Below are 26,465 nucleotides of genomic sequence, written 5' to 3' on the forward strand. Positions count from 1 at the left end.
CACGAAGACCGCCCCTGACCACCCACCCCGAGGGCGCAGTACGTCCGGCCTGCCCGGGAACGGCACCGCCCGTAGGAGAACGACCGTGGCGAAGCCCCGCCGACTTCCCACTCCACCCCATCACGTTCAGAGCCCGTCCGGGCGGCGCGACAGCCAGTCGGCGTGCCGCTCGCGCAGACGGTCCCGCTCATCCGGCGAGGCGAGGAAGACGTCCGCCCCGCCGTCGTAGGGGCTGTAGAGGCGCCGCATGGCGGTGTCTGTGATGATCACACCGGACACCTCGTCGTCGGCGACCCGGCGCAGCAGGGCGTCGAGGCAGCCGTACCGCCACTCCCGGCGCTCGACGAAAACGTGGCAGTAGCTGCGGAACTCCGGATCCGGGTCGTCCCGGTACAGCCAACTCCGCCAGTGCACACCGCCCCCGCCGGCCGGGGCCTCCGGCGTGCCGGTCCACACCGGCGTGCTGACGTACACCTCCTGGCCCGCGAACAGCTCGTCCAGCACGGTGTTGTAGCGCTCCAGCGCGACGGCGTACTCGGCCTCGTCCCCGGGGTAGCGCTTGGACTCCGGCAGGCTGTGGAAGCGCACCCAGACGTCCCCGTGCTCCTCGCCGATCTCGTACCCGATCGGCGGGCCGCCCGGCCACTGCCGCTCCCACAGATCCCACAGCGCAGCCAGCGCGTCCCGGTCCACGTCGATCCCCTCCGTCACCCGGCTGATCATCCCAGACGCCGATTCCCCCGCCGGGGGGAGGCTCCCGGCCCCTGAGCAGGAGGCCCGGCCGCCGTGATCCACGGCACCGTGGATCACGACGGACGACGGAGATCCCGGAGAGGACCGAGCAGTTGACACCGGAGACGACGCGGCGGGCGGCGGCCACGGCAGGGGCCCTGGCTCTCCCCTACATCGCGCTGAAGACGTACTGGGCGGCAGGCGGGCAGGCAGGGATCGCGGACGGGTTCGACATGGCGGCGGAGTTCGAGCACAACGGTGCGCCCGCCGCACTCGTGTGGCTGGAGCGGCACGGCGTCGACTTCACGGCCGTCCTCGCGCTGGCGGGCCTGGCCCTCGCCTTCGCCCTGCTCTCGCCGATGAGGAGCCGGCGCATGGTCCGCCGGATGCTGCTCGCCCCGGCCTGGGCGGGGACGCTGCTGGTGCCGTACGGGCTGCTCACCGCCCTGGCGGGCGCGTTCGGTGACCGGACGGACGGTCCGCTCACCGGCTGGGTGATCCCCGCCGGGGCGGCCGCCTTCGTGGGCATCGGGACGGCCCTCGCCCTCGGCGCCTGGCCCCGACGCCGCGCACCGGAAGCGACCGGTACCTCCGCCCCGGGGAGTAACCGGCACCCCCGCACCGCAGTGACCGGCGCCCTCCCACCGAAGTGACCCACTCCCTCGTACCGGTGTCCTAAATCTGGTCGTGCCGAGCCCGCCGGGGCCGTACCGTAGTCCGGTCGACGATCTTGGGACGAACTACGAGGGAACGGGGCAGAACGCCATGCAGCAGTACCAGGGGTGGGCCGACGAGCGCTTCGGCGCGGTCGCGGACGTCTTCGCCGCCAACTTTGCCGAGTTCCCCGAACTCGGCGCCGCCGTCACGGTGTTCGCCGGCGGCCGCAAGGTGGTCGAGCTCTGGGGCGGCACCGCCGACGAACGCACCGGGCGGGCCTGGACGCAGGACACCGTGGTGCCGGTGTTCTCCTGCGCCAAGGGACCGGTGAGCATCTCCGCCCACCTGCTCGCCGAGCAGGGCCGGCTCGACCTGGACGCGCCGGTCGCCCGCTACTGGCCGGAGTTCGCCCAGAACGGCAAGCGCGACATCACCACCCGGATGATCCTCGGCCACCGCGCCGGCATCCCGGCCCTGGACGCGGTGCTCTCCTTCGAGGAGATCGCCGCCTGGACGCCGGTCGTCCGGGCGATCGAGGAGCAGCGGCCGCTCTGGGAGCCGGGCGAGACGTACGAGTACCACGGTCATGTGCTCGGCTTCGCGGTCGGCGAGGTGATCCGCCGGATCACCGGGCTGACGCCGGGCGCGTTCCTGCGCAAGGAGATCGCCGAGCCGCTCGGCGGCCTGCCGGTCTGGATCGGCCTGCCGGAGAGCGAACTCCCGCACCTGGCCCGGCTGGTGGAGGCCGAGGGCCGCCGCCCGATGCCCGGCCCGGAGCACCTGCTGACCCGGATCGTGACGATGAACGGCGCGCTGGTCTTCCCCGGCCTGGACGTGCCGCACGGCTGGAACGACCCGGCCCTGCACGCGATCGAGCTGCCGGGCGCGGGCGCCGTCGCCTCGGCGACCGGCCTGGCGGGCCTGTACGCGGCGGCCGTCACCGGACTGGACGGCGGGTCGCGCCTGCTCTCGCCCGACACCGTCACCGACGCGCTGCGCGAACTCTCCGCCGGCCAGGGCTTCCTGGGCTTCGACATGGGTGCCCGCTGGGGTGCGGGCGTGCTGCTCGACTCCCCCGGCTTCCGCCCGCTGCTGGGCGCGCGCAGCTTCGGCAACGACGGCGCGGGCGGCCAGTTCGCCTTCGGGGACGACGAGTTCGGCATCGGCTTCGGCTACGTCGCCAACCGGATGATCGGGCACGGCGACGCCCGCGCGACCCGGCTGGTGGAGGCGGTCCGCGGATGCCTGAACTGACCGGCGGGGCCCCGGACTTCCTCGCGCAGCTCACCACCCTGGCCACCACCGGCGTCCTCGGCGGCCTCGGTGGCCTCGGCGGGCTCCGCTACAACGCCTCGCTGCCCGAACTCGCCGACCGCTACGGGCGACCGTGGGACGGCGGCCGGGTGCACAAGGGGTCCCGCTGGCCGCACCTCTTCGGCTGGGGCGACGTGCAGACGGTGTTCTGCCGGTGCCGCCGGCTCCGCTCGTTCTCCCTGCCCGCCTGGCACGGCGAGCTCGAACTCCCCACCCCCGACGGCGGGTTGCGGACCATCGACTCCCAGGTCACCGAGTCCGCCCTGGTCGCCGCACTCACCGCCGCCAACTGCCGCTGGGAGACCGTGACGTACCAGAACCTCCCCGGCCAGCGGACCCTGGAGGTCACGCCGGCCGAGGAGGTCCGGGTGGGACTCGTCCTCGTCGACCGCGAGGGCTATGACGAACCGCCCCTGGCGGACTGGCTGTTGAACAAGGCCCTGCTCTGGGGCTACGACCACGTCGACTGCCCCGAGCCCGACCGGTCCCAGCCCGACGACGGGTGGGGGGCCGCCGTGGACTGAGCACACCGGCCGCGGTGCGACCGGACCGTTCCGACCCCCGTCCGGAACGGTCCGGTCCTCCCCCCTCCCCCGTTTCCTGCGGCTACTTCAGCAGGAAGTCGTAGACCGCCTGCCGCCCCACGTCGCTGGCCGCCCGGGTCTGCACCGAGTGCGCGGCCCCCGGGACGATCACGACCTGCGCCTGGCGCGCCATGGCCGCCTCCTGGTGCAGCCACTCCAGCGGGGTGGAGAGGTCCCGGTCGCCGCCGAGCAGCAGCACCGGCACGTTCGGCAGCTTGCGGTGCTCCGACGGGGCCGGCGGGACGGGCTCCTGCGGCCAGTTCAGGCAGGTGAGCAGGGAGCCGAGCCCGGTGGCGGTGTCCGCGTCGAACGGCCAGGTCTGTTCGGCGGTCAGCTGCTGCCGGGTGCGCTCCAGCGCGGCCGGGCGGCTCTCCACCGGCGTGTCGGAGGTGCCCCAGGGGTAGCGGCCGTCGGCGCACAGGGCGCTGGCGTGCAGGCCCTGGCTGAGCAGCCAGGCCGGGACGGCGTCGCCCTCGTGGCCGCCGTCGATGTAGCCCTGGAGCTTCTCCGGGTGCCCGGCGGCCGCCTCGTGCAGGGCCTCCGGGATGCCGCCGTAGTTGGGGTCGACGAACTCGTAGGAGGTGAGCGCGTCCAGCACCGCCGGTCCGTTGTGGTAGCGCCGGACGGTCTCGGCGAGGTCGACGGCCGGGTCGGTGGTGCAGCCGGTGGCCTGGCAGGCGGCCCGCAGCACCCGGGCGGCGGCGGGCAGTGCGGCCAGGTCCATCGGGTCGTAACTCTGTTGCGGCACCACGGAGTCGAGCACCAGCCGGGCCACGTGCCCGGGGTGGGCGAGGGCGTACCGCTCGGCGACGAAGGTCCCGTACGAGACGCCGTCGAGAGTGAGGCGGTGGTCGCCGAGGGCGCGGCGCAGCAGGTCGATGTCGCCGACGGTCTCCGCGGTGCCGTAGTAGCGCCGGTTCGGGCCGATCGCGGCCGCGCAGTCGGTGACGGCCTGCGGGGTCGGCGGGGTGAGGTCGGAGGCGCCCATCTGCTCCTGGAGGGCGGGGCACTGCAGGGCGTTGTCGCCGGTGCCGCGCTGGTCGAACATGACCAGGCGGTAGTCCTTGAGGACCGGGCCCAGCTTGCTGACGATGCGCTTGACCAGCGGGACGCCGGGCTGGCCGGGGCCGCCGGTGAGGAACAGCAGGTCGCCCTTGGGGGCCTTGGTGTTGCCGGCGACGGCCACCGCCAGGTTGAGGGTGCCGGGGGTTGCGCCGCTGTGGTCGAGCGGGACGGTGAGCGTCCCGCAGGTGAAGTCGGGCAGCTCCGGGCAGGGTGCCTGCCCGGTGAGTCCGCTGCCCGGGGCGGGCCGGTCCTCACCGGCCGTGGCGCCGACGGCGGGTGTGGCCAGCGTGGTGCCGGCGACCACCGCGACGGCGCCCAGCAGGGCGGCGATACGGCCGCGCGTGCTCGTCATGTTCGTCCTTCCCGTTCGACCGCGTCCCCCGTGTGACGCGGTCACGAAAGAAGCTTGTGCCCTGGACCACTTCGGGCGCGACGATTCGTGTCAGGATTCGACCAGCTTCGAAACCTCAGGGGTCCCGAGGCCACTCGGCCGGCGGAACGGCGGGGGAACAGGGGGAGGAACGGCCATGATCCAGCTCACCATCGACTCCAACGGGCTCGCCCGCTCCCGCTTCGTCGTGTCACCGCTGCACGAGGCGGTGAACACCCTGATGGCCTCCGGCCTGGGCCCCCGCACCGGCCCGTACGCCTGGGTCGGCCGGACCAGACGCGTGCTGCGGCGGGAACGGCTGGAGCTGCTGTCCGGGCTGGCGCTGGACCAGGACGGCGGCTACCTGCCCGACTTCCTCTCCCCGCACCCGACCGGGCCCGCGCCGACGGTCGAGGAACAGCTGGAGGCGGTCCGCCGCACCGCGCCGGAGCGGGTCCGGGCCGAGCTGGCGATCGCCCAACACGGCCTTGCCGCCGCACGCCTGAACGGCCGCCAGGTATCGGACGTGGTGCTGCGCACGCTGGAGCGCGGCCCGCGCTACTTCGCCGAGCGGGTGGCCGACGAACTGGGCCACTACTGGGAGTTGGCGCTCGCCCCGTACTGGCCGGACGCCCGGGCGGTGCTCGACCCCGAAATCGACCAGCGGGGCCGCTTCCTCGCCCGGCACGGTTCGGCGGCGCTGTTCAACTCCCTTGCCCCGGAACTGTCCTGGGTGGAGGGGCGGATCGAGCTGGAGAGCCGCTTCGAGGTCGCGCTGCCCGCCCGGATGGTGCTGCTGATGCCGACGCTGGTGACCCGGACGATCCACGTCATCCTGGACCCGGTCGACGGGTACCACCGGGCGCCGACCCTGATGTACCCGGCCGCGCAGCCGATCGCCGTCCCGCACGCGCCCACGACCGCGCTGGCCCAGCTGCTCGGGCCGACCCGGGCCGATCTGCTCGCCGCGCTGGTCGACCCGGCCACCACGGTGGCCCTGGCGGGCCGGCACTTCCTCAGCCCGGGCACGGTCTCCTACCACCTGGGCGTGCTGCACCGCTCGGGGCTGGTCAGCCGGGTGCGCAGCGGGCGCGAGGTGCTGTACCGGCGGACGCCGCGCGGGGAGGAGCTGGTGGCGGAGGGGTAACGGTCGCGGCCTGCCTCACGCCAGGGCGCGCGGCAGCACCACCCGGACCCACTCCTCCGGCTGCGACAGGTGCGGAGCGTGACCGGCACCCTCGTACAGGTGCCGTTCCGCGTTCGACAGGGTGAGGTCGACCAGGTCCAGCACCTCACCGAAGATCGGCGGGCTGTCGTCGCTCTGGGTGAGCAGCGCGGGCTCGGTGAAGCCGGCCAGCGCGGTGAGGTCGAGGTCCAGCGCGTCCGGGTCGCGCAGCTCGTCCAGGAAAGTCGGCGCGTTGCGCACGAAGGTGTGCCGGACCGGCGCGGGCAGCTGGGCCCACGCGCCGGGGCCGAACGCCACGGTCTCCACGAACAGCTCCGCCGCCGCGGCCGACTCGGCCTGCTCCAGCAACTCCCGGACGCCGGCGATCCGGTCCGCGAAGGCCGTGCCGATCGGCCGCAGCCCCGGGTCGGCGAGCAGGACCCCGATGCCGGGCGGCTCGTGCACGGCGATCCCGCGCAGCAGGTCGGGCCGGGCCGCGGCGAGCCGGAGCGTGATCAGCGAGCCGTACGAATTGCCGCAGACGAACGCCGGGGCCAGGCCCAGGCCCTCGATCAGCCCGGCCAGGTCGGCCGCGTCCTCGTGCACCGACCCCTGGGTGAGCAGGTCCTCGCTGCGGCTGTGCCCGCGCCGGTCGTAGGCGACCACCGTGGTGGACTCGGCCAGCCCGGGCATCACCCGCGCCCAGCCGTCCGCGTCGCTCCACGACCCGTGGACCAGGACGACGCCGGGGCCCTCACCGAGGGCCTCGTAGTGCAGCGACACCCCGTTCACCCTGATCTCGGCCATCACGAGCCTCCCGATCTCGGCGGTGCTCCCCCACCAGCCTGACACAACCCTCGGGAACGCTCAGATCCAGTTCACACAGAGTCACCGACCGGCCGGTCACCGCCGCGCCGTCGTCACGGCGTGGGCGCTCCGGGCCCCGCCACCCAGCCCTGGAGGGTCGGCAGCACCTGGGTGGCGACGCGGTACAGGGTGGTCTCGTCCGGGGTGGCGAAGTCCTGACGCCAGACGGTGAATTCGAAGGTGCCACCGCCCGCCGCGGCGTCCTTCTGGACGACCAGGTGGCGCGACACGCCGCCCGTGCCGGCGCTGGACGTCCCGCCCTTGAACGACAGCGCCGTCGTGCGGCCGTCGTACGTCATCGCGGGGTGGCCGAGGACGGTGGTCGTCGTCGGGTTCCGGTTGCCTCTGACCCGGCCGAGGTCCTCGATCGAGATCTTCTTGTTGTCGGTGACCTCGATGCAGAGCGAGCCGATCTGCACCTGCGCCGAGGCGTCGAACTCCTTCGTCCCGTCCGCGAAGGTGAACGGCCCGCCGCCGGACTGCGCGATCGACACGTGCTCGCCGGGCAGGCCCGCCAGCGTCGGCAGGTCCGGGCGGTTGAGCGCGGCGCACAGCGCCGGGTACTCGGGCGCGTCCGTGTCCTTCGGCGGGTTGCACACGGCCGGCTTGCTGCTCTGACTCGTCAACGGGTCGTCCACCGCGGCGGCCAGCCCCATGAACGCCCCGATGACCCCCGCCACCAGCACCACCGCCGCCGCGATCTGCACCCCCACACTCGGCCCGCGCTTCCCCGGCGCCCCCGCCTCGGCCTCGACCTCCGCCCCGGCCTCAGCCTCGGCCTCGATCTCCACCCCGGCCTCGGTCTCAGCCTCGGTCCCGGCCCCGTCCCCACCCACACGCTCATCCATCACCGGCGGACCGTACCCCAACTCCCGCCGCCGCCCCAGCGGATTTTCGGCCCCATGAGGAAGCGGTTTCGGCGGCACCGGGACTCTAGGAGGGTGAGGAGGTGCTCATGGGAGTAACGAAAGCCGACCGGGGCGACGAGTTCCAGGCGTTCATCGTCGGTGCCTGGCCCCGGCTGCTGCGGACGGCGTACCTGCTGACCGGGGAGCAGTACGCCGCGGAGGACCTGGTGCAGTCCGCGGCGGAGAAGGCCTGTGCGGCCTGGGGGAAGGTCCGCCGGGCCGACGATCCGTACGCCTACGTGCGCCGGATCATGGTGAACGAGTACGCCCGCCGCTGCCGGCGCCGGCCGCCGGAGCTGCTGGTCACCAGCGTGCCGGACGGGCCCGGCGAGGAGGACGGCTTCGCGCGGTCCGACCAGCGCGCGGCGCTGATGGCCGCGCTCGCCACCCTGCCGCCGCGCCAGCGCGAGGCGGTGGTGCTTCGGCACTGGGAGGACCTGAGCGACAGCCAGACCGCGGTGGCGATGGGCTGCTCGGTGGGGGCGGTGCGCAGTCAGACGGCGAAGGGCATAGCGCGGCTGCGGCAGACCGCGGCACTGCGGGCGATCAAGGGCTTGGCACACATCGGAGGCGGGGCATGAGCATGAGCAGCGGCAACGGGACGGGCGCGATGGATCAGATGGACGACGGCGACACCACGCTGTGGGTCGGGCTCGGCCTGGCGGAGGCGGCGGCCGGGGCGAAGGTCGGTCCGGTGCCGGTCGCGGACATCCTGGCGGGCGGGCGCCGGCTGCGGCGCCGACGGCACGCGCTGGTGGGGATGGTCGCGCTGGGGTCGGCGATGGTGCTGGCCGGCGGGGCGATGGCGGCCCTGCACGGCGCCGCGGCGGACGGCGGCTCGGTGGCGGCGATCGCCCCGGCCAACGCCGGGCCGGGCGGCGGCACCGGCGGCGGGCCCTCGTTCGAGCCGCCGGCCGGCGCCGTGGCGGCGGTGCGCAACCCGCTGGTGCCGGTCCGGACGGTGCTGGCTCAGGGCACCGTCGACGGCAAGGAGTGGAAGGTGTGGGCGGCGCTGTGGCCGCTCGCCCCGCAGGAGCGGGCCTACGAGCAGGCGCTGGCCGTCTGGAACGAGCGCCGCACCGTCGACCCCGAACTGAGCAGGCCGACGGAGGACTTCGTCCGGCAGTACTGGCAGCCGGACAGCGACGTCGTCAACGTCTACTTCACGGTGGACGGCGTGCGCCTCGGCCACGACAGCGAGGGCACCGCCCTGGCGCCGGGCCACCTCCCGCCGCAGGCCGCCCAGGCCACCACGTTCGGCGGCGGCCTGCTCGGCCACCGGGGCAAGGACGACACGGTGGCCCCGCTCGACGTGGCGACGGTCGCACTCGGGCCGAACGTCGGCAGGGTGGTGGTCACCTGGACGGACGGCACGACCACCGAGCCGCAGGCGGTCACCGTCGGGGACTCCCCGATCCGCCGCATCGCGCTGGCCGCACCGGACGGCAAGAAGGCCAAGTCCTGGCAGTTCTACGACCGCAACGGCGCCAAGCTCCCGAACGACGGGATCGAGCTGCTGAGCTGAGCCGAGCTGACCTGAGCTGATCCGGACCACCCCTCCCACGCCCCGGCGGGCCCTCACGGGCCCGCCGGTTGACAATAGGCAGGTAAATACCTGCATAATCGAGGGGTGAGCCTCGAAGCAACAGCGATGGACACGGTGTTCAAGGCCCTGGCCGACCCCACCCGACGACTCCTGCTCGACCGTCTCCGGGAACAGAACGGCCAGACCCTGCGCGAACTGTGCGAGCGCCTCGACATGGCCCGCCAGTCCGCGACCCAGCACCTGGACGTCCTCCGGAAAGCCAACCTCGTCACCGTCGTCCGGCGCGGACGGGAACGGCTCCACTACCTCAACCCGGTGCCCATCCACGAGATCGAGGAACGCTGGATCTCCGGGTTCGAGAAGCCCAACCTGCAATTGATCAGCGCCATCAAGAACCAGGCGGAGGAATACGCCATGACCGGCACCACGGCCACCGTGCCCAGCTACGTGTACGTCACCTACATCCGCGCGAGCGCCGAGCAGGTCTGGCAGGCCCTCACCGACGCCGACCTCACCGCCCGCTACTGGAACCACGCCAACGTCTCGGACTGGCAGCCCGGTTCGCCCTGGGAGCACCGTCGGATCGACGGCTCCGGCGCCGTCGACGTGGTCGGCAAGGTGCTCGAAGCCGAGCCCCCGACCCGGCTGGTCATCACCTTCGACGACGCCCCGGACGCCGGGACCAAGCGCGAGCCGTCCGTCGTCACCTTCGACGTCGAACCGCACCAGGACATCGTCCGGCTCACCGTGACCCACGAGAACCTGCCCAACCTGGACATGTACCACGGCATTTCGCGCGGCTGGGCGGCCGTCCTCGCCAACCTCAAGTCGCTGCTCGAAACCGGCGAACCCCTCCCCCAGGCGCCCTGGGAGATGTCGGGCACCACCAGCCACGCGTGACCCGCCGGGACGAGGAGACCGACATGCTCGACACCGCCCCGCTCCGCGACGCCTACCGCGCCCTGCTCGACGCCGCCGTCACCGTGGCCGAGGCCGGCGACGCCGTCACCACCCCGCCCCCGGGCGAGTGGAACGCCGACCAGATCCTGGCGCACGTCTCGCTGGTCACCGCCGCCACCATCACGGCCGTCTCCGAGGTCGCCGCGGGCGCCCACGCCGGCTACGACAACCGCAACGCCCTCGACCCCTGGACCATCGACCGCCTCATCACCCTCGCCGGCGGCCCGGAGGGGCTGCGCACCCGCCTCCGGCACCAGGGCGACGCCCTGTGCGCCCTGGCCGGCCCGCAGCTGAGCGGCAGCGAACTCGACACCCCGGTACCGACCCTGCTGCTCTCGAACGGCACCGTCCTCGTCGACCAACCGCTGGCCCTGCGCGACCTGGTCACCGGCCTAGCCGACGTCGAACTGCCCAACCACACCGCCCAGTTGCTCGCCCTCCTGCCGGCCCGGGCCTGACCGCACACCAGCCGGCCCGGCGCCCCGCCACCCCGACGGGACGCCGGGCCGTCCGGCACCCGGGCGGGGCACCACCAGACGCCGCAACGCACCGAAGCGGGCGGCGCCACCTGCCGGGCCCCAGCTCCCGCGCTCATCCCCCAGCCGCCACCGCCGCCCGCACCGTCGACGCGATCAGCGCCCGCGCCGCCCGGGGCCGGCCCGGCAGCAGCCCCGGCAGGTCGGACGCGGCCGCGACCGCGAACCCGGCGGCGATGTTCGAGTGCAGCGAGACGGCGTGCCCGCGCTGGTACGGATCGGCGCCGAGCGCCTCCCAGACCGCCCAGGTCTCCCGCAGCGGCGACGGCTCGTACCGCACCGGCCGCCCCAGCACCTCGGCCAGCACACCCGCCAGGTCCGCGCCGCCGACCACGGCCTCGCCCTCCAGCTCGTACGTCCGGCCGGCGTGCGGGACGGGCCGGCCCGCGTCGATCGCCCCCTGCACCTCGCGGGCGACCCGCGCCGCGGCGTCGGCCAGGTCCTCCCGGGACACCACCGGCAGCGTCCCCGGCCCCCACGGCAGCCGGAACACGCCCTCGGCGGCGGCGAGTTCGGCCCCCAGCCCGGCCAGCGTCCCGGCGAACTCGGCGTACAGGCCGTTGCGCAGCACCGTCCAGCCGAGCGGCGCGGCCGCCAGCGCCCGCTCCGTCCAGCGGTGCGGCACGGCGAGGGTCATCCGCTCGCCCGAACCGGCGATGCTGGTGTAGACCACGTGCCGGACGCCGGCCCGCACGGCCGCCTCGATCGCCGCGCCGTGCCGGGCGATCACCACGTCGTCGTCGGCGTAGCCCGCCGAGACCAGCAGCAGCACGTCCACCCCCGCGAAGGCCTCGGCCAGCGCGGCCGGATCGTCGAAGTCCACCGTCCGCCCGCCGTCCGGCGGGGTCCGCGAGCCGGCGAGGACGGGCGCGCCGTCCTCGGCCAGTCGACGGTGGACCAGGCTGCCAAGGGCTCCGGAGACACCGGTGACCAGGATCATCTGACACTCCTTTGACGTTCACGCACTCGTGGAGGGGGACGACGTCCATCCTCGGCAGCGGATCCCGATCGGGTAAGGAGGCAGTTCCATGTCACTGGGGCACACCGGGGTAACCAGCGAACCGGCCGGCGAGGTGGCCGACGAGGCGAGCACGGCCGCACTCTTCGACCTCGAGGAGAGCGAGAAGGACTGCGGCATCCGCGACGTCCTGGACCGGCTCGGCGACAAATGGTCCGTGCAGGTGGTGGTCGAACTCAGCCGCGGCGTCCGCCGGTTCCGCGAGCTCCAGCGCGCCCTGCCCGGCGGCATCTCGCAGCGGATGCTCACCCTCACCGTCCGCCGCCTGGAACGGGACGGGATGGTCTCGCGCACCGTCCACCCGACCGTGCCGCCCCGGGTCGACTACGAGCTGACCGACCTGGGCCGCAGCCTCGCCCACCTCGTCCGGACCCTGACCGACTGGTCGCTCCGGCACCACCACGCCATCGCCGAACACCGCGCCCGCTGGGACGCCGCCCAGCCGCAGTGAGCAGCGCTTCCGGTCCGCCCGAAAACCTGTTGCTGCCGCCCCACCGCAACGGCAGGCTCCCCCGGTCCGTCTCCCTTCTCCCCCACTCCACGCCCGGTTCCCCCTCGGCTGGCTAGACTCCCCGGCACCGTCCGAAGCCGAGGGGGACTCCGCCGTGACCAGCCGCACCATCGCCGCCGTCGACGAGCCGCAGCTGCGCGCCCTGCTCCGGGCCCAGCACCCGGACCTCGCGGACCTCCCGCTGCGCCCGGTCCCCGGCGGCTGGGACCACCAGATGTGGCGCCTCGGTGAGGAGTTGGCCGTCCGGCTGCCGCGCACCGCCCGCGCCCCGGAGCTGCTCCGCAAGGAGCGCCGCTGGCTCCCGCTCCTCGCCCCGCACCTGCCGCTGCCCGTGCCCCACCCGCTGCGCGAGGGCGCGCCGACGGCGGAGTACCCGCACCCCTGGTCGGTCACGGCCTGGGTCGCGGGCGTCCCGGGCGACCACGCCGAGGTCACCCGCCCGGAGGCCGCCGCCGACGCCCTCGCCGCCTTCCTCCGCGCCCTCCACCACACCGAACCCCCCACCCCCGCCCCGCACTTCACCACCTCGCAGCGCGGTGGCCCGCTCGCCGCGGGCGAGGAACAGTTCGAGCGGATGATCCCGACCCTCGGCCCCGCCGGGCTCGCCGCCGAGGCCCCGGCGGTCCGCGCGCTCTGGGCGGACGCGGCCTCGGCGCCGCTCTGGCCGGGCCCGCCGGTCTGGCTGCACGCCGACCTCCACCCCGCGAACGTCGTCCTCGCCGACGGCACCCTCGCCGGAGTGATCGACTTCGGCGACCTCTGCACCGGCGACCCGGCCACCGACCTCGCCGCCGCCTGGCTGCTCCTGCCCGCCGCCGCGATTCCCCGATTCCTCGCCGCCTACGGCCCGTTGGACCCCGCGACGGTCCGCCGCGCCCGGGGCTGGGCCCTGCTGCGCGCCCTCGTCCTGATCGACATCGGCCGCGCCGGCGAGCGCGGCCTCCCCGGCGGCCAGCCCACCTGGGGCCCGGCCGGGCGCGCGACCCTCACCCGCCTCCTAGCCGACCACTGAAACACCCAACTCCGCGATCACATCCAAGAGGTGACAACACATCAGCGATCAGCGATAGGTTGTGCCGGAAACCAGCGCCGGGGCCGGGACCAGGGCCAGGACCGACCACGGCACCGAAACGTGCAAAAGGGGCGGGCCATTGCAGCCGGGCGACGTACTCGACGGGCGGTACCAACTGGTCGAGCAGATCGGCGAAGGCGCGTTCGGCGCGGTCTGGCGGGCCCGCGACGCGCGGATCCAACGCCTCGTCGCCGTCAAGGTGATGCTGCCGGGCAGCGCCAACACCCCCAAGGACGAGGCCCGGTTCGCCCGCGAGGTGGCCACCGCCGGCGCGCTCAACCACCCCGCCATCGTCACCGTGCACGACTTCGGCCGGCACGACGAGGCCGGCCGCCCGCTGTTCTTCCTGGTGATGGAGCTGCTCGACGGCGCCCCGCTCAACCGCCACCTGGCCGCCGGGCCGCCGGCCCTGCACCAGGCCCTGACCTGGGCCACCCAGATCTCCCAGGCCCTCGCCACCGCCCACCGGGCCGGCGTCGTCCACCGGGACGTCAAGCCGGCCAACGTGATGATCCTGTCCTCCGGCGCGGTCAAGGTCGTCGACTTCGGCATCGCCCGGGTCGGCACCGCCGACGACGGCATCACCAGCACCAACGTCATCGTCGGCACGCCCGCCTACATGGCCCCCGAGCGCTTCACCGGCGGCGGCCTCGACGCCCGCTCCGACCTGTACGCCTTCGGCTGCCTGCTCCACGAACTCCTCACCGGCCGCACCCCGTTCCGCGGCACCCTCTACGAACTCATCCGCCAGCACGGCGAAGCGGCCCCGGCCGCTCCCGGCACCCAGCGGTCCGGCCTGCCCGCTGAACTCGACGACCTCGTCCTCGACCTGCTGGCGAAGGACCCCGACCGGCGCCCGCCGCACGCCGACCAGGTCGCCGAACGCCTGCGCCGGATCGCCGAGGACAGCCCGCAGGCCCCGGACAGCGCCACCGTCCGCCTCCACCCCGCCGCCGAGGACCCGTACGTCCTCGCCCGCCGCCAGGAGGCCGACGACCTCCTCCGGCGCGCCCGCGAGCAGGCCGCCGAGATCGCGCTGCGGGCGGAGACCGACGTAGCCCAGCGCCACCGCCAGTTCGAGCAGGACACCACCGCCCAACGGGCCCTCGCCGAGGCCGAGGCGCAGCGGATCGTCGCCGAGGCCCGGCAGCGCGCCGAGGAGATCGACCGGGAGGCCGCCGTCCGGGCCACCGCATTCCGCGCCCGCGGCGACGCCGCCAATGCCGCCACCGCCGTTGCCGACGCCGCCGCCAAGGCCAGGGCCAACGCGAAGGCCAGGGCCAGGGCCAACGCCAAGGCCCGGAGCGGCAGCCCCGACCCCGGCGCCCAACGCCGGAGGCTCCCCGCCGGCCCGACCCTCGGGGAGCTCCTCGCCGACCGCGACCGAGCCACCGCGGACGGACCGGACCTGCTGTCCTGACGGTTCGCCAACTCTTGTCGGCGCACCGGGAACCGTGCTTGGCTCCTCCCGACCGGGCCCGTCACGGGGGCGGGCTCCGAGCCCCCGGGGGAACCACCATGCCCACCTGGACGTACGCACTCGCCACCACCCTCGCCGCCGGCGTCCTCGCCCTCACGGCCCCGCAGTACGCGGCACCCGCCCCGCACGCCGACCACACCACCGTCGTCACCACCACCGCCGAGGCCGACGGCCCGATCGCCGACACCGGGAGGAACTTCCCGGACGGCCCCACCGGATCCGACTTCCCCGACACCCTGTAACCACCGCCGCGGCCCTCACCCGGTCGGGTGAGGGCCGGCCCGAGGCAGTACGCACACGCAGGGTCGGCTCGTTCTGCTCTACGTGCCTTCCCTGTCCTTCGCGCCTCCCCCGCCGCCACCCGTCCGCTCCGCCGCCCCGGGGCTCCCGTGGCCCTGATCGGCCGCGCCTCGGCGGCGATGCTGTCCCTGGCCATCCTGCTCGTCCCCGCGGCGGCCACCAGGGGCGGCGAGCGGACGCCCGAGGTCGGGACGGGCTGGTGGGAGGTCTCCGCGAACGCCGCCAACGTCCGGCTCGACCACTCCGGCGGGGACACCGTCATCGGCCTGGCCCGGGCCGGCGACCGGGTGGAGATCGTGGACACCTGGACGTCGCCGCTGGGCGCCCGCTGGGCCGAGGTCATGGTCGTCCGCACCCGGGTGACCGGCTGGATGCTGTGGTCCCTCCTCGCCCACCACGACCCGTGAGGCCCGCCGCCCGGACCCAGCCCCCCGACCCCCGCCCGCCGTTATCGTGTGGCGGGCGGTCGACCGCCCTGCCTATGGTCGGAGGATGACCACCCGAACCTTCCGCATCATGGTGCGCGGCGTCTTCGACGGCCTCGGCACCGAGCAGCACGCCGAACTCCTCGCCCGCGCACCCGAGCACGACGTGCTGCGCGCGGCCTTCACCCGCGAGGGCCACCTCAGCTACGACCTCGGCGCCCGGGCCGCCTTCACCTTCCGCTTCCTCGACTCGGGCGAGGCGGAGGAGGACATCCTGGACGCCACCGAACGGGCCGAACTCGCCGCCCGGGCCTGGCTGGAGAGCCACGGCTACGGCTACAAGAACCTGCGCTCCCAGGCCGAGGACCTCTCCCAGGCCCCGCTCGGCAAGCGCCAACGCCGCGCCGCCAACGCCGCCCGCTAACGGCCCCCCTCCCCCTCCGCCACCTCCTTGACGGCTCGCCCACAGGGATATACTTGAGCAGTCAAGGAGGTGGCAATGACAGACTCGTCCAACACCGATCCGTCCAACACGGACCCGACCCCCACCGCACCCGACCCGCTCGACACCGCCCTACGCCTGGTCCGCGCCCAGACCGCGGTGACCAAGCGCTTCGACGCCAGCCTCAGCGGCCTGCACGGCGTGAGCCTGTCCGACTTCACCATGCTGCTGCACCTGAGCCGCGCCCCCGGCGGCCGACTGCGCCGGGTCGACCTCGCCGAGGCCCTCGGCCTGACCGCCTCGGGAGTCACCCGCGGCCTGGCACCCCTGGAACGCATCGGCCTGGTCAGCCGCGAGGCGGCCGCCCGCGACGCCCGGGTCGCCTACGCCGCCCTGACCCCGACCGGCCACGAACGGCTCGCCGAGATGCTGCACACCGCCCGCCAGGTCGCCGCCGACCTCTTCGCAGCGGACCGCTGGAGCCCCGACGACCTCGACCGCCTCACCACCCTGCTCACCCGCCTCACCGGCCCCGGCCTCACCGAGCGCCCCGCCCGCACCCCGCGCCTAGGCTGAACCCGCACCACCGCACCACCGCACCTCCGCGAAGGGCCGCACCATGACCACCACCCCCGGCGACGACCCCGGCGGCCTCGCCGACGCCCAACGCGCCCACTGGCAGCAGACCTACACCGCCCACCCCGGGATGTACGGGGAGGAGCCCTCGGCCCCCGCCCGGCACGCCGCCCGCGTGTTCGCCGAGGCCGGCGCCCGCGAGGTACTCGAACTCGGCGCCGGCCACGGCCGGGACGCCCTCCACTTCGCCCGCCGGGGCTTCGCCGTGCTGGCCACCGACTTCAGCCCGACCGGCCTGGCACAACTGCGCGCCACCGCCGCCGAACAAGGCCTCACCGACCACCTCACCACCGCCGTCCACGACGTCCGCGAGCCGCTGCCGCTCCCGGACGCCTCCGTCGACGCGGTGTTCGCGCACATGCTGCTCTGCATGGCCCTCTCCACCGCGGAGATCCACGCCCTGGTCGCCGAGGTCCGCCGCGTGCTGCGCCCCGGCGGCACGTTGGTCTACACCGTCCGCCACACCGGCGACGCCCACTACGGCGCCGGCACCGGCCACGGGGACGACATCTGGGAGCACGGCGGCTTCGCCGTCCACTTCTTCCCCCGCGCCCTGGTGGACGCCCTCGCCGAGGGCTGGCACCTCACCGAGGTCCACCCCTTCGACGAGGGCGAACTGCCCCGCCGCCTCTGGCGCATCACCCAGGAGACCCCCCGATGACGACCCCGGACGCCCCCGACCTCACCGTCGACGGCACCGGTCTGCTCTGCGTCGCCCCCACGCCCAACTGACCACCCGCTGCAGAAGGCCTGGAGCCAGGCCTGACCCAGGCCGCACAGCCGCCTCATCCGACACCGGCCGACCAGCCGGTGTGCCACGATGAGAGGAACCAACGGACAAGTGCCACAAGGAGGTTGACCACCATGGAGCCGATCCTCAGCTGCCACTGGCAGAACCCCGACGGCGAGTGGGCACTGACCGTCAGCCGTAACGGCGGCAGCTGGGAGCTGTCCGCCTCCGCCCCGCGCTGGTCCGAGTCGCTGCCCTTCGAGGGCCCGGACGACGTCCGCCGGCTCGCCCAGGCGCTGCTGGACCTGCCCTGCGAGCCGGAACCGTACGAGTGCGAGTGGCAGCTCTCCCGGACGGAGTTCGCGAGCACCGACAAGGAGCGCACCCACTTCGCGACCTTCGCCCTCGGGCTCGACCCCACCGACGGCCACCGCCCGTACCTCGCCTACCAGTCCTACTACCACACCGGCCAGGCCACCGGACTCGGCCTGGAAGTGATCTGCGAGAACCCGCCGGTGGACCACCTGCGCGCCCAGGCCCACGCCTTCCTCACCAACCTCCCCGCCGGCCGGCCCCCTCAGCAACGCCCCTGACACCCACCGGCCGCACACCCCCCGGCCACGGCCCGCGCGGCCCAGTCCAGCACGGGCGCCAGGCTCTCCGGCGCCGCCCACCCGTTGACCACGGCCAGCAGCGCCAGGTACCGCTCCCGCCGCGGGTCCGCCATCGCCGTCAACCGGTCCAGCAGGCGGCCCCGCAGCGCCGGCCCGTCCCCCTCGACCGCCCGCGCCAGCCCGCGGTAGCGCTCCACCAGCACCCCGGCCACCCGCGCCGCCTCCGCCGAGCCCGGATCGACCCCGGCCACCACCGCCGGCCCGGCCAGCTCCCGCACCACCGCCGCCAACCCCGGCCGCGGCAGCCCGACTTCGGCCTCCGCCGCCTCGTCCGCCACCAGCCCGCGCAACAGCTCCCGGAAGTCCGGGTCCAGCGCCAGCTCCGCCAGCTCCACCCACGCCTCGACCTGCTCCGGCTCGGGATCGTCCGGCAGCTCCGGGGTCATCGAACGCGCCACCCCGGCGAACCCGGGGCGATCCGCGTCCGGGTCGCCGAAGGCGTCGGCCAGGAACTCCCCGATCAGGCGGCGGCGTTCGTCCTCCGACAAGCGGGCCAGCTGGTGCACGAGAGTCAGCTCCTCGGGTGTCGACCCGCGCCTGGCCACCGCCCTCAGCACCGCCCGCCGCAGCCGCAGCACCCGGATCTGGACGTCGAGCACCTCGGCGTGCGAGGCCGCGAGCTCGGGCAGCGCGAGCTCGCGCGCCAGCACCTGCCGGATCGCGGGCAGTCCGAGCCCGAGCTCACGCAGACTGCGTACCAGTTCCAGGCGCGCGACGGCGTCGGCGCCGTACCGCCGGTGGCCGGCCGGGTTGCGGTCGGCCGGCGACACGATCCCCTGGTCCGAGTAAAACCGGACGGTCTTGACCGTCAGCCCGGTCCGCCGGGCCAGCTCACCGATGGTGTGGAGCGCGTCGCCGTTCATGGCCGCCACCCTGCCGCCTCCCCCTACGGGAGATGCAACCCGCCGACCCCGCCAGCTCGATCAGGCCGTCCGCCGCAGCAGCGCCAGGTACATCGCGTCCGTCCCGTGCAGGTGCGGCCAGAGCTGCACGTCCGGCCCGTCCCCGAGCGCCGGGACACCGGGCAGCAGCGGGCGCGCGTCGATCCACTCGACCCGGCCGCCCTCGGCCCGCAGCACGTCGTCGACGACGGCCCGGGTCTCGGCGAGGTGCGGCGAGCAGGTCGCGTAGCCGACCACGCCGCCCACCCGGGTGGCCTCGATCGCCGAGCGCAGCAGGTCCCGCTGGAGCGGGCCGAAGGCCGCGACGTCGGCCGGCCGGCGCCGCCAGCGCGCCTCGGGGCGGCGCCGCAGCGCGCCCAGCCCGGAGCAGGGCACGTCCACCAGGACCCGGTCGAAGCCGCCGGAGCGCCAGGCCGGGCGGGTGCCGTCCGCGGCGATCACGGTGTACGGGCCGGGGTTGCCCTCCAGGGCGCGGGCCACCAGCCGGGCCCGGTGCGGCTGCTTCTCGCTGGCGACCAGCGCCGCGCCGCGCTCGGCGGCCAGGGCGCCGAGCAGCGCGGCCTTGCCGCCGGGGCCGGCGCAGCCGTCCAGCCAGAGCCGGTCGGGGCCGTCCAGCGGGGCGGCGGCCAGCGCGAGCGCGACCAGCTGACTGCCCTCGTCCTGCACGCCGGCCCGGTTCTCCCGGACCGCCGTCACCGCACCCGGGTCGCCGCCCTCGGCGAGCCGCAGCGCGAACGGGGACCAGCGGCCGGGCTCGGCCTCCGGCAGGGCCTCGGCGAGCTCGCCGACGGTGGCCCGACCGGGGCGGGCGACCAGGGTGACCTCGGGCCGCTCGTTGTCGGCGCGCAGCAGCTCCTCCATGGCGCTGCGCCCGGAGGCGTCGGGCTGCCAGCGGCCGAGCGAGTCCCAGAGCGCGGAGACGACCCAGCGCGGGTGGGAGTGGACGACGGCCAGGTGGTCCTCGGCGTCCTTCTCGTACGGCGGGGCGACCTGCTCGATCCATGCCGCCAGGTCGTGGGCGCTGATCCGGCGCAGCACGGCGTTGACGAACTTGGCCTTGCCGTCGCCGAGCACGACCCGGGCGAGCTCGACGGTCGCCGAGACGGCCGCGTGGCTGGGGATCCGAGTGGTGAGCAGCTGGTGGGCGCCGAGCGAGAGCACGTCCAGCACCGGCGGGTCGACCTTGCTGAGCGGGCGGTCGATGCAGGCGGCGATGATCGCGTCGTAGGTGCCCTGTAGGCGCAGGGTGCCGTAGACGAGTTCGGTGGCGAGGGCGGCGTCGCGCCGGTCCATGCCCTTCTGCTCGGCCTCGCGGAGCAGCGAGGGCAGGATCAGGTTGGCGTACGCGTCGCGCTCGTCGACGGCGCGCAGTGCGCGGAACGCGACGATCCGGGCCGGGTCCTTCTTGGGCCGGCGGTGCGGACGGGGGGCGCGGTTGGCGCTGGGGGTGCTCACAGGTGCCTCAAGGTGCTGCGTTGGCTATCGGACGAACTGATGGCCGGACGAAACCGGCATCGAACAAACGGGCTGATCTACCTATCTACGTACAGTAACGCCAAACCGGGGCCCTCAGCCCCCGAACTACTCCCCGAACCGCTCCCCGGCCTCCAGCCGGGCCCCGCGCGCCCAGTCGGCGGCCCGCATCTCCTTCTTGCCCTGCGGCCGGACCTCGCCGAGCTCGACGTCGAAGCTCCCGGTCCCGACCCGCACGCTGTTCTTGCCGGCCATCGCCACCTCACCGGGCGCCAGTTCGGACGACTCCGGCAGCAGCTTGACCGGCCCGGTGACCTTCAGCCGCTCGCCGCGGAAGACCGTCCACGCGCCGGGGGCCGGGGCGCAGCCGCGCACCACCCGGTCGACCCGCAGGGCGGGGTGGGTCCAGTCGATCCGGGCGTCCTCGACGCTGATCTTGGGGGCGAGCGTGACGCCCTCGGCCGGCTGCGGGACGGCGTGCAGGGAGCCGTCCTCGATGCCGTCCATGGTGGCGGCGAGCAGTCGCGCGCCGGAGTGCGAGAGGCGGGTGAGCAGTTCGCCGCTGGTGTCGGTGGGGCGGATCTCCTCGGTGATCACCCCGTAGACCGGGCCGGAGTCCAGGCCCTGCTCGATCAGGAAGGTGGACGCGCCGGTGACCTCGTCGCCGGCCAGCACCGCGTGCTGGACCGGGGCCGCGCCGCGCCAGGCCGGCAGCAGCGAGAAGTGCAGGTTGACCCAGCCGTGCTTGGGGATCTCCAGGGTGCCGGGGCGCAGCAGCGCGCCGTAGGCGACCACCGGGCAGCAGTCCGGGGCGAGTTCGGTGAGCCGGGCGACGAACTCGGGGTCGCTGGGCTTCGCCGGCTTGAGGACCTCGATCCCGGCCTCCTCGGCGCGCTGCGCGACGGGGCTGGCGACGAGCTTGCGCCCGCGCCCGGCGGGGGCGTCGGGGCGGGTGACCACCGCGACGACCTCGTGCCGCTCGGAGGCGAGCAGGGCCTCCAGCGCGGGAACGGCGACCTCGGGAGTACCGGCGAAGACGAGACGCATCAAGTGCCTTTCTACGGAACGGAGTTCAGGTGAACCAGCGGAACCAGCGAAATCAGCTGAATCAGCCGACTCAGCGCGCGGCGCCGAACGTGCTGTGCGGCGAGACCTTGACGACCGGCGCCGGCCCGCCGCCCCAGTCGGCCTCCCGGAGGGCCTTCAGCGCGGCCTTGCGCTGCTCACGGTCGAGCCGGTCGATGAAGACGATCCCGTCGAGGTGGTCGGTCTCGTGCTGGATGCAGCGGGCGAGCAGTTGGGTGCCCTCCAGGGTGACCGGATCGCCGTACATGTTGAAGCCCTTGGCCACCACGCCGTACGCGCGCCGGGTGTCGTAGCGCAGGCCCGGCAGCGACAGGCAGCCCTCGGGGCCGTCCTGCTCCTCCTCGCTCAGCGACAGGTCCGGGTTGATCAGGTGCCCGGTGACGCCGTCCACGTGGTACGTGAACACTCGCAGGGAGACGCCGAGTTGGGGCGCGGCCAGGCCGGCGCCGGGGGCGTCGAGCATGGTGTCCGTGAGGTCCCGGACGAGGGTGCGCAGTTCCTTGTCGAAAACGGTCACCGGCTGGGCGGTGGCCCGCAGGACGGGGTCTCCGAAGAGGCGGATCGGCTGGATCGCCACGGGGTGCGGTCTCCTGTCCGTCGGTACGGGGGCTGTCAACAAGTGAGGGGCGACGACAAGTCTATGCAACGCTCTGGGACCGCCGCCCACGCCCCGCAACCCGGCCCGCACGCCCCCGGCACCGGCATCTGGCATATCCCGACTCTGCCGAGCGGCGTTACCCCGGCCCCCGCTTCGGCGTTGGTCAAGTGAGATTGACCAGGGCCGGGGCGCGCGGGACACGGCGTTCCGACCGAGCCGAACCGTACGGAAGGTGGCACGTAGGCCATGGCCGAGCAGATCAACCACGACGCCCGGGCGCGGGCGAGCCTTCACCTGCTGGTGCGGGACATCGAGCGGGTGAGGCGGCAGGTCGACGCGCTGCGGACGCTCACCGCCCAACTGGGCAACGTCTACCGGCCGCGCCGCCCCAGCACCTCGGCCGGCTTCGTGGTGTACGGACGGGCGCCCGCGCCGACCGTGCGCCTGGCGCAGGAGCTGCGGGAGAGCGTGGAGACGCTGGTGGCGGCGGCGGTCGAGTTCGACCGGGCGCTGGGCTTCTCCTGGGACTCGGTGGGCTCGGCCCTCGGGGTCACCAAGCAGGCCGTGCACCGCCGGTACGGCATGCGCCGGCCGACCAGCGAACTCCTCGCCGCCAGCGGCGCGGTCCCGGGGCCGAGCCGCCCGGACCGCTCCGAGGAACTGCCCGCCGCCCCGTCCGGCGGCCTGGCCGCCACCGTCCCCGCCGCCCGCCAGGGCGGCCTGGACCGCGCCGCCCTCGACCGCGGCACCCTCGACCGCACGCAGTCCGACCGCACCCCGGCCGACCGCACCGGCCTGCCGCTACGCGGCTGACCGTCCCCCCGAGGGCCACCCGGGGCGGGGTGGCCCACTCACCCCGCCCCAGTTACTCGCCCGCTCGCCTCCGGGGCGCTCCCGACCCGGTGCCGACGGTCGTCGCTCCGGCACTCCCTCCTCCGTCGGTCGCTTGTCGCTCCTCGCTTTCGGCACCGGCGCGCCCCTTCGGCTCGGGGCGGCGACCACTCACCCGACGCCCGCCCACCTCACCCGATGTCCGTCGGATCCACCCGCACCCGCACCGTCTCCGGCGTCCGCAACGCGATCCGCGCGATCTGCGCCGCCTTGAGCGCCGCCGCCAACGCCGTCCCCTGCCCGGGCGGCACCCGCAGCAGCGCCCGTTCCTGCTCCTCCCCGCGCAGCGCCGCCACCGGCACCGGCCCGAGCACGTCCGCCCCCTCCGGCAGCCGGATGAGCCCCAGCAGGTCGGCGACGGCCGCCGGGCTCCCGGACACCGAGGCCATTCGCGACACCGGCGGGAAGTGCAGCTGCGCCCGTTCGTCCCGCTCCAGCCCGGCGTGGCCGAGCGGGTCCCAGCGGACCAGCGCCTGCACCGGCCGCGCCGAAGGCTCCGCGACCACGACCACCGTCCCGCCCTCGGTCGAGGGCCGGACCAGGGCGGCCGCCGCCAGCCAGAGCCGCAGCGCCTCCTCCCCGGCCCGCAGGTCGGGCCGGCCGAGCAGCGCCCAGCCGTCCAGCAGCAGCGCGGCCCCGTACCCGCCACCGCCCTCCACCACCGGCTCCGCACCGGGCGTGGAGATCACCAGCGAGGGCTCGTCCGGCACGGTGGCCAGCACCGCCTCCCGTCCCGAGGTCCGCACCGGGATGCGCGGGAACGCCTTGCCGAGTTCCTCCGCCGTCCGCCGGGCGCCGACCACCTGCGCCCGGAGCCGGAACGAGCCGCACTCGGGGCAGTGCCAGTCGCTCTCGGCCTCCCCGCACCACCCACAACACAGCGGGGCGTCCGCCGAGGGCGCCTCCAGCGGCCCCTCACACCGCCGACACCGTGCCGGGGTGCGGCAGCGCCCGCAGGCGAGCCGGGGCACGTAGCCCCGCCGGGGCACCTGGATGAGCACCGGACGGCCGGCGGCGAGCGCCTCCCGGGCGGCCTCCCAGGCCACCGAGGGCAGCCGGGCGGCCTGCGCGGCGGCGTCCCGGTGCTGGTCCTGGTCGGTGACGGTCCGCACCCGCGGCGCGACCTGCCGGACGGTCTCCCGGTCCGCGGTGAGCGGCCGCGCCCAACCGGTGCTGACCAGCTGCGCGCCCTCCACCGTCACCGCGTGACCGCCGAGCAGCACCGCCGCCCCCTCCTCTGCGGCGCGCAGCAGCGCGACCTCGCGGACGTGCGGGTGCGGGGCGCGCGGGTCGCTGTGGCTGCCGTCGCCGTCCGACCAGACCACCACCAGTCCGAGGTCCCGGACCGGGGCGAACATCGCCGCGCGGGTGCCGATGGCACAGTGCACCGAGCCCCGGCTCACCGCGAGCCAGCGCCGGTAGCGCTCCCGCGGCCCGAGGTCGGCCTCCAGCGCCACGTGCAGGCCTTCGCCCAGCAGCTCGGTGAGCGCCTGGTCGACCCGGGCCACCGACCGGCCGTCGGGCAGGACGACCAGCGCGCCCCGCCCACCCGCCAGGGTCGCGGCCACGGCCCGGGCGATCTCGTACGGCCAGCCCGGCCCGGGCAGCGCCGCCCAGACGGCGCGCGGCGCGCCGCCCCCGGCCAGCGCGGCGAGGAAGTCGGGCCCGGCCGGGTAACGCTGCCAGCCGCCCGGGCCGGGGGCCGCCGGTCGCGGTCGCGGCGGCGGCGAGGGCTCGGCCTCGGCCTTGGCGTGCCGGGGCGGGACGGCCAGCTGGAGGACGTCGGCGAGCGTTCCGGCGTACCGGTCGGCGACGGTCCGGCAGAGCCGGAGCAGCTGCGGGGTGAGCACCGGCTCCGGGGAGAGCACCTGGGCGAGCGGGGCGAGCGGGCCGGGGAAGTCGCTCTTCTCCAGCCGGGCGACGATGAACCCGTCGTGCAGTTCACCGCCCTCGCGCTGGCCCTTGACCACCCGCGCGCCGAACCGGACCCGGACCCGGACGCCCGGCCGGGCCTCCTCGGCCATGGTGGCGGGCACCTCGTAGTCGAAGAACTTGTCGATGGTGAGCACGCCCTTGTCCACCACGACCCGGGCCACCGGCAGGTGCTCGGCCCGCTTGGCCCCGCGCCACGTCCGGGGCTTGGCCCGCTTCACCGTCTCCCGGATGAACGCCAGCTGCTCCGGCTCGGCGGCGGCGCCGTTCTCCCCTGTGTTGCTCATCGCTCCCAAGTACTACCAGCTCACACCGACAACGCGCACAGAAGCGGCGCCCACCCCGTCCCCGGGGCAGACGCCGCTTCGAAAGAACCGATCAGGCCTGGACGGCCTTCTTCAGCTGCTCCACCCGGTCGGTGCGCTCCCAGGTGAAGTCCGGCAGCTCCCGGCCGAAGTGGCCGTACGCCGCGGTCTGGGCGTAGATCGGCCGCAGCAGGTCCAGGTCGCGGATGATCGCGGCCGGGCGGAGGTCGAACACCTCGCTGACGGCCTTCTGGATGGTCAGGACCGGCACGGTCTCGGTGCCGAAGGTCTCGACGAAGAGACCGACCGGCTCGGCCTTGCCGATCGCGTACGCGACCTGCACCTCGGCGCGGCGGGCGAGGCCGGCGGCGACGATGTTCTTCGCCACCCAGCGCATCGCGTACGCGGCCGAGCGGTCGACCTTGGACGGGTCCTTGCCGGAGAAGGCGCCGCCACCGTGGCGGGCCATGCCGCCGTAGGTGTCGATGATGATCTTGCGGCCGGTGAGGCCGGCGTCGCCCATCGGGCCGCCGATCTCGAAGCGGCCGGTCGGGTTGACCAGCAGGCGGTAGCCCTCGGTGACCAGCTTGATGCCCTGGTCGGCCAGCGCCTTCAGCTCCGGCTCGACCACGAACTCGCGGATGTCCGGGGTGAGCAGCGACTCCAGGTCGATGTCGCTGGCGTGCTGCGAGGAGACCACCACGGTGTCGAGGCGGACGGCCTTGTCGCCGTCGTACTCGATGGTGACCTGGGTCTTGCCGTCGGGGCGCAGGTAGGGGATGGTCCCGTTCTTGCGCACCTCGGAGAGGCGCTTCGACAGGCGGTGCGCGAGGGTGATCGGCAGCGGCATCAGCTCGGGCGTCTCGTCGGACGCGTAGCCGAACATCAGGCCCTGGTCGCCGGCACCCTGCTTGTCCAGGTCGTCCTCGTCGCCCTCGACCCGGGCCTCGTACGCGGTGTCGACACCCTGGGCGATGTCGGGCGACTGGGCGCCGATGGAGACCGAGACGCCGCAGGACGCGCCGTCGAAGCCCTTCTTGGAGCTGTCGTAACCGATCTCCAGGATCTTGTCCCGGACGAGCTGGGCGATCGGCGCGTACGCCTTGGTGGTCACCTCGCCGGCCACGTGCACCTGGCCGGTGGTGATCAGCGTCTCCACGGCGACCCGGGACGTCGGGTCCTCCCGCAGGAGAGCGTCAAGGATGGTGTCGCTGATCTGGTCAGCGATCTTGTCGGGGTGTCCCTCGGTCACGGACTCCGAGGTGAACAGGCGGCGAGACACAGCG

29 protein-coding genes are annotated in these 26,465 nt (G+C 74.6%); 18 read left to right on the plus strand and 11 right to left on the minus strand.

Annotation, left to right across the window (positions count from 1 at the left end):
- Positions 1-126 precede the first annotated feature (126 nt).
- Positions 127-711 carry a DUF3885 domain-containing protein gene (locus ABTY15_RS28750; RefSeq protein ID WP_350601806.1) on the minus strand — a complete coding sequence of 195 codons (585 nt, stop codon included), beginning with the start codon at positions 709-711 and terminating at the stop codon, positions 127-129.
- A gap of 134 nt (positions 712-845) precedes the next feature.
- On the opposite strand from ABTY15_RS28750, the gene ABTY15_RS28755 reads away from it, so the two are divergent.
- The 3 genes from ABTY15_RS28755 (at position 846) to ABTY15_RS28765 (ending at position 3,227) form a co-directional block, all read left to right on the plus strand.
- Positions 846-1,385, plus strand: a complete 540-nt coding sequence (locus ABTY15_RS28755) for a hypothetical protein (RefSeq protein WP_350601808.1) — start codon at positions 846-848, stop codon at positions 1,383-1,385.
- Between the two features lie 112 nt (positions 1,386-1,497).
- Complete coding sequence (locus ABTY15_RS28760; RefSeq protein WP_350601810.1) at positions 1,498-2,643, plus strand: serine hydrolase domain-containing protein; 1,146 nt, start codon at positions 1,498-1,500, stop codon at positions 2,641-2,643.
- Positions 2,631-3,227, plus strand: coding sequence for a hypothetical protein (locus ABTY15_RS28765; protein WP_350601813.1), 597 nt, complete (start codon positions 2,631-2,633; stop codon positions 3,225-3,227). Before ABTY15_RS28760 ends, ABTY15_RS28765 begins: the two co-directional genes overlap by 13 nt.
- 82 nt (positions 3,228-3,309) lie before the next feature.
- Here the strand turns inward: ABTY15_RS28765 and ABTY15_RS28770 are convergent, their stop codons facing one another.
- The gene (locus ABTY15_RS28770; RefSeq protein ID WP_350601817.1) at positions 3,310-4,704 is read right to left on the minus strand and encodes an alpha/beta fold hydrolase; all 1,395 of its coding nucleotides are present in this window, start codon (positions 4,702-4,704) and stop codon (positions 3,310-3,312) included.
- Positions 4,705-4,879: 175 nt separating this feature from the next.
- Between ABTY15_RS28770 and ABTY15_RS28775 the strand changes: the two genes are divergently transcribed.
- A complete protein-coding gene (locus tag ABTY15_RS28775; protein WP_350601820.1) occupies positions 4,880-5,869 on the plus strand; it encodes an ArsR/SmtB family transcription factor in 990 nt (329 codons plus the stop codon).
- A 15-nt stretch (positions 5,870-5,884) separates the two neighbouring features.
- Here the strand turns inward: ABTY15_RS28775 and ABTY15_RS28780 are convergent, their stop codons facing one another.
- Positions 5,885-6,694 carry an alpha/beta fold hydrolase gene (locus ABTY15_RS28780; RefSeq protein WP_350601823.1) on the minus strand — a complete coding sequence of 270 codons (810 nt, stop codon included), beginning with the start codon at positions 6,692-6,694 and terminating at the stop codon, positions 5,885-5,887.
- A 113-nt stretch (positions 6,695-6,807) separates the two neighbouring features.
- Positions 6,808-7,602 carry a DUF6215 domain-containing protein gene (locus ABTY15_RS28785; RefSeq protein WP_350601825.1) on the minus strand — a complete coding sequence of 265 codons (795 nt, stop codon included), beginning with the start codon at positions 7,600-7,602 and terminating at the stop codon, positions 6,808-6,810.
- Positions 7,603-7,709: 107 nt separating this feature from the next.
- On the opposite strand from ABTY15_RS28785, the gene ABTY15_RS28790 reads away from it, so the two are divergent.
- From ABTY15_RS28790 to ABTY15_RS28805, 4 genes are all read left to right on the plus strand, one after another.
- Positions 7,710-8,243 carry a SigE family RNA polymerase sigma factor gene (locus ABTY15_RS28790; RefSeq protein WP_350601826.1) on the plus strand — a complete coding sequence of 178 codons (534 nt, stop codon included), beginning with the start codon at positions 7,710-7,712 and terminating at the stop codon, positions 8,241-8,243.
- Positions 8,240-9,187 (plus strand): hypothetical protein, encoded by a 948-nt coding sequence (locus ABTY15_RS28795; RefSeq protein WP_350601827.1) that lies wholly within the window; start codon positions 8,240-8,242, stop codon positions 9,185-9,187. Before ABTY15_RS28790 ends, ABTY15_RS28795 begins: the two co-directional genes overlap by 4 nt.
- Before the next feature lie 126 nt (positions 9,188-9,313).
- On the plus strand, positions 9,314-10,108 hold the full coding sequence (locus ABTY15_RS28800; RefSeq protein WP_350601889.1) for an ArsR/SmtB family transcription factor: 795 nt from the start codon (positions 9,314-9,316) through the stop codon (positions 10,106-10,108).
- Positions 10,105-10,626, plus strand: coding sequence for a hypothetical protein (locus ABTY15_RS28805; protein ID WP_350601828.1), 522 nt, complete (start codon positions 10,105-10,107; stop codon positions 10,624-10,626). The genes ABTY15_RS28800 and ABTY15_RS28805 overlap by 4 nt, the downstream gene beginning before the upstream one ends.
- Before the next feature lie 133 nt (positions 10,627-10,759).
- Here ABTY15_RS28805 and ABTY15_RS28810 read toward each other — a convergent pair whose 3' ends face one another.
- The gene (locus ABTY15_RS28810) at positions 10,760-11,644 is read right to left on the minus strand and encodes an NAD(P)H-binding protein (protein ID WP_350601829.1); all 885 of its coding nucleotides are present in this window, start codon (positions 11,642-11,644) and stop codon (positions 10,760-10,762) included.
- 88 nt (positions 11,645-11,732) lie between these two features.
- Here ABTY15_RS28810 and ABTY15_RS28815 point away from each other — a divergent pair, with 88 nt between their 5' ends.
- The 9 genes from ABTY15_RS28815 to ABTY15_RS28855 all read left to right on the plus strand — a co-directional run bounded on the left by ABTY15_RS28815 (position 11,733) and on the right by ABTY15_RS28855 (position 17,911).
- Positions 11,733-12,173, plus strand: a complete 441-nt coding sequence (locus ABTY15_RS28815) for a winged helix-turn-helix transcriptional regulator (RefSeq protein WP_350601830.1) — start codon at positions 11,733-11,735, stop codon at positions 12,171-12,173.
- A 154-nt stretch (positions 12,174-12,327) separates the two neighbouring features.
- Complete coding sequence (locus ABTY15_RS28820) at positions 12,328-13,245, plus strand: phosphotransferase (protein WP_350601832.1); 918 nt, start codon at positions 12,328-12,330, stop codon at positions 13,243-13,245.
- Between the two features lie 139 nt (positions 13,246-13,384).
- On the plus strand, positions 13,385-14,725 hold the full coding sequence (locus tag ABTY15_RS28825) for a serine/threonine-protein kinase (RefSeq protein WP_350601834.1): 1,341 nt from the start codon (positions 13,385-13,387) through the stop codon (positions 14,723-14,725).
- 98 nt (positions 14,726-14,823) lie between these two features.
- Positions 14,824-15,027, plus strand: a complete 204-nt coding sequence (locus ABTY15_RS28830) for a hypothetical protein (RefSeq protein WP_350601835.1) — start codon at positions 14,824-14,826, stop codon at positions 15,025-15,027.
- Positions 15,028-15,174: 147 nt separating this feature from the next.
- Complete coding sequence (locus tag ABTY15_RS28835; protein WP_350601836.1) at positions 15,175-15,492, plus strand: hypothetical protein; 318 nt, start codon at positions 15,175-15,177, stop codon at positions 15,490-15,492.
- Positions 15,493-15,577: 85 nt separating this feature from the next.
- Positions 15,578-15,934: a DUF6204 family protein gene (locus ABTY15_RS28840; RefSeq protein ID WP_350601837.1), complete on the plus strand. Its 357-nt coding sequence runs from the start codon at positions 15,578-15,580 to the stop codon at positions 15,932-15,934.
- A 75-nt stretch (positions 15,935-16,009) separates the two neighbouring features.
- A complete protein-coding gene (locus ABTY15_RS28845; RefSeq protein ID WP_350601838.1) occupies positions 16,010-16,528 on the plus strand; it encodes a MarR family winged helix-turn-helix transcriptional regulator in 519 nt (172 codons plus the stop codon).
- A 43-nt stretch (positions 16,529-16,571) separates the two neighbouring features.
- Positions 16,572-17,249, plus strand: coding sequence for a class I SAM-dependent methyltransferase (locus tag ABTY15_RS28850; RefSeq protein WP_350601839.1), 678 nt, complete (start codon positions 16,572-16,574; stop codon positions 17,247-17,249).
- Between the two features lie 203 nt (positions 17,250-17,452).
- Complete coding sequence (locus tag ABTY15_RS28855; RefSeq protein ID WP_350601840.1) at positions 17,453-17,911, plus strand: hypothetical protein; 459 nt, start codon at positions 17,453-17,455, stop codon at positions 17,909-17,911.
- Here the strand turns inward: ABTY15_RS28855 and ABTY15_RS28860 are convergent.
- The 4 genes from ABTY15_RS28860 to def form a co-directional block, all read right to left on the minus strand.
- On the minus strand, positions 17,896-18,855 hold the full coding sequence (locus tag ABTY15_RS28860; RefSeq protein WP_350601841.1) for a MerR family transcriptional regulator: 960 nt from the start codon (positions 18,853-18,855) through the stop codon (positions 17,896-17,898). The genes ABTY15_RS28855 and ABTY15_RS28860 overlap by 16 nt on opposite strands.
- Positions 18,856-18,915: 60 nt before the next feature.
- Complete coding sequence (locus ABTY15_RS28865) at positions 18,916-20,349, minus strand: RsmB/NOP family class I SAM-dependent RNA methyltransferase (RefSeq protein WP_350601842.1); 1,434 nt, start codon at positions 20,347-20,349, stop codon at positions 18,916-18,918.
- Positions 20,350-20,475: 126 nt separating this feature from the next.
- Positions 20,476-21,414, minus strand: coding sequence for a methionyl-tRNA formyltransferase (gene fmt / locus ABTY15_RS28870; protein WP_350601843.1), 939 nt, complete (start codon positions 21,412-21,414; stop codon positions 20,476-20,478).
- Positions 21,415-21,484: 70 nt separating this feature from the next.
- Positions 21,485-22,030: a peptide deformylase gene (gene def / locus ABTY15_RS28875; protein WP_350601845.1), complete on the minus strand. Its 546-nt coding sequence runs from the start codon at positions 22,028-22,030 to the stop codon at positions 21,485-21,487.
- Between the two features lie 267 nt (positions 22,031-22,297).
- On the opposite strand from def, the gene ABTY15_RS28880 reads away from it, so the two are divergent.
- Positions 22,298-22,864: a hypothetical protein gene (locus ABTY15_RS28880; protein WP_350601846.1), complete on the plus strand. Its 567-nt coding sequence runs from the start codon at positions 22,298-22,300 to the stop codon at positions 22,862-22,864.
- Between the two features lie 209 nt (positions 22,865-23,073).
- Here the strand turns inward: ABTY15_RS28880 and ABTY15_RS28885 are convergent, their stop codons facing one another.
- Positions 23,074-25,161 (minus strand): primosomal protein N', encoded by a 2,088-nt coding sequence (locus tag ABTY15_RS28885; protein WP_350601847.1) that lies wholly within the window; start codon positions 25,159-25,161, stop codon positions 23,074-23,076.
- Between the two features lie 91 nt (positions 25,162-25,252).
- Positions 25,253-26,461 carry a methionine adenosyltransferase gene (gene metK / locus ABTY15_RS28890; RefSeq protein WP_350601848.1) on the minus strand — a complete coding sequence of 403 codons (1,209 nt, stop codon included), beginning with the start codon at positions 26,459-26,461 and terminating at the stop codon, positions 25,253-25,255.
- Between the last annotated feature and the right edge of the window lie 4 nt (positions 26,462-26,465).

Source organism: Kitasatospora sp. NPDC097643 (assembly GCF_040302625.1).
Lineage (GTDB): Bacteria > Actinomycetota > Actinomycetes > Streptomycetales > Streptomycetaceae > Kitasatospora.

Excerpts from the sequence above, each read along its gene's own strand:
- ABTY15_RS28760 (WP_350601810.1), top strand. The coding sequence starts at position 1,498 with ATGCAGCAGTACCAGGGGTGGGCCGACGAGCGCTTCGGCGCGGTCGCG.
- ABTY15_RS28800 (WP_350601889.1), top strand. The coding sequence starts at position 9,314 with ATGGACACGGTGTTCAAGGCCCTGGCCGACCCCACCCGACGACTCCTG.
- ABTY15_RS28785 (WP_350601825.1), bottom strand. The coding sequence starts at position 7,602 with ATGGATGAGCGTGTGGGTGGGGACGGGGCCGGGACCGAGGCTGAGACC.
- ABTY15_RS28795 (WP_350601827.1), top strand. The coding sequence starts at position 8,240 with ATGAGCATGAGCAGCGGCAACGGGACGGGCGCGATGGATCAGATGGAC.
- ABTY15_RS28885 (WP_350601847.1), bottom strand. The coding sequence starts at position 25,161 with ATGAGCAACACAGGGGAGAACGGCGCCGCCGCCGAGCCGGAGCAGCTG.
- ABTY15_RS28790 (WP_350601826.1), top strand. The coding sequence starts at position 7,710 with ATGGGAGTAACGAAAGCCGACCGGGGCGACGAGTTCCAGGCGTTCATC.
- ABTY15_RS28850 (WP_350601839.1), top strand. The coding sequence starts at position 16,572 with ATGACCACCACCCCCGGCGACGACCCCGGCGGCCTCGCCGACGCCCAA.
- ABTY15_RS28780 (WP_350601823.1), bottom strand. The coding sequence starts at position 6,694 with ATGGCCGAGATCAGGGTGAACGGGGTGTCGCTGCACTACGAGGCCCTC.
- ABTY15_RS28840 (WP_350601837.1), top strand. The coding sequence starts at position 15,578 with ATGACCACCCGAACCTTCCGCATCATGGTGCGCGGCGTCTTCGACGGC.
- ABTY15_RS28815 (WP_350601830.1), top strand. The coding sequence starts at position 11,733 with ATGTCACTGGGGCACACCGGGGTAACCAGCGAACCGGCCGGCGAGGTG.
- ABTY15_RS28770 (WP_350601817.1), bottom strand. The coding sequence starts at position 4,704 with ATGACGAGCACGCGCGGCCGTATCGCCGCCCTGCTGGGCGCCGTCGCG.
- ABTY15_RS28880 (WP_350601846.1), top strand. The coding sequence starts at position 22,298 with ATGGCCGAGCAGATCAACCACGACGCCCGGGCGCGGGCGAGCCTTCAC.
- ABTY15_RS28855 (WP_350601840.1), top strand. The coding sequence starts at position 17,453 with ATGGAGCCGATCCTCAGCTGCCACTGGCAGAACCCCGACGGCGAGTGG.
- ABTY15_RS28810 (WP_350601829.1), bottom strand. The coding sequence starts at position 11,644 with ATGATCCTGGTCACCGGTGTCTCCGGAGCCCTTGGCAGCCTGGTCCAC.
- ABTY15_RS28830 (WP_350601835.1), top strand. The coding sequence starts at position 14,824 with ATGCCCACCTGGACGTACGCACTCGCCACCACCCTCGCCGCCGGCGTC.
- ABTY15_RS28775 (WP_350601820.1), top strand. The coding sequence starts at position 4,880 with ATGATCCAGCTCACCATCGACTCCAACGGGCTCGCCCGCTCCCGCTTC.
- fmt (WP_350601843.1), bottom strand. The coding sequence starts at position 21,414 with ATGCGTCTCGTCTTCGCCGGTACTCCCGAGGTCGCCGTTCCCGCGCTG.
- ABTY15_RS28860 (WP_350601841.1), bottom strand. The coding sequence starts at position 18,855 with ATGAACGGCGACGCGCTCCACACCATCGGTGAGCTGGCCCGGCGGACC.
- ABTY15_RS28845 (WP_350601838.1), top strand. The coding sequence starts at position 16,010 with ATGACAGACTCGTCCAACACCGATCCGTCCAACACGGACCCGACCCCC.
- ABTY15_RS28765 (WP_350601813.1), top strand. The coding sequence starts at position 2,631 with ATGCCTGAACTGACCGGCGGGGCCCCGGACTTCCTCGCGCAGCTCACC.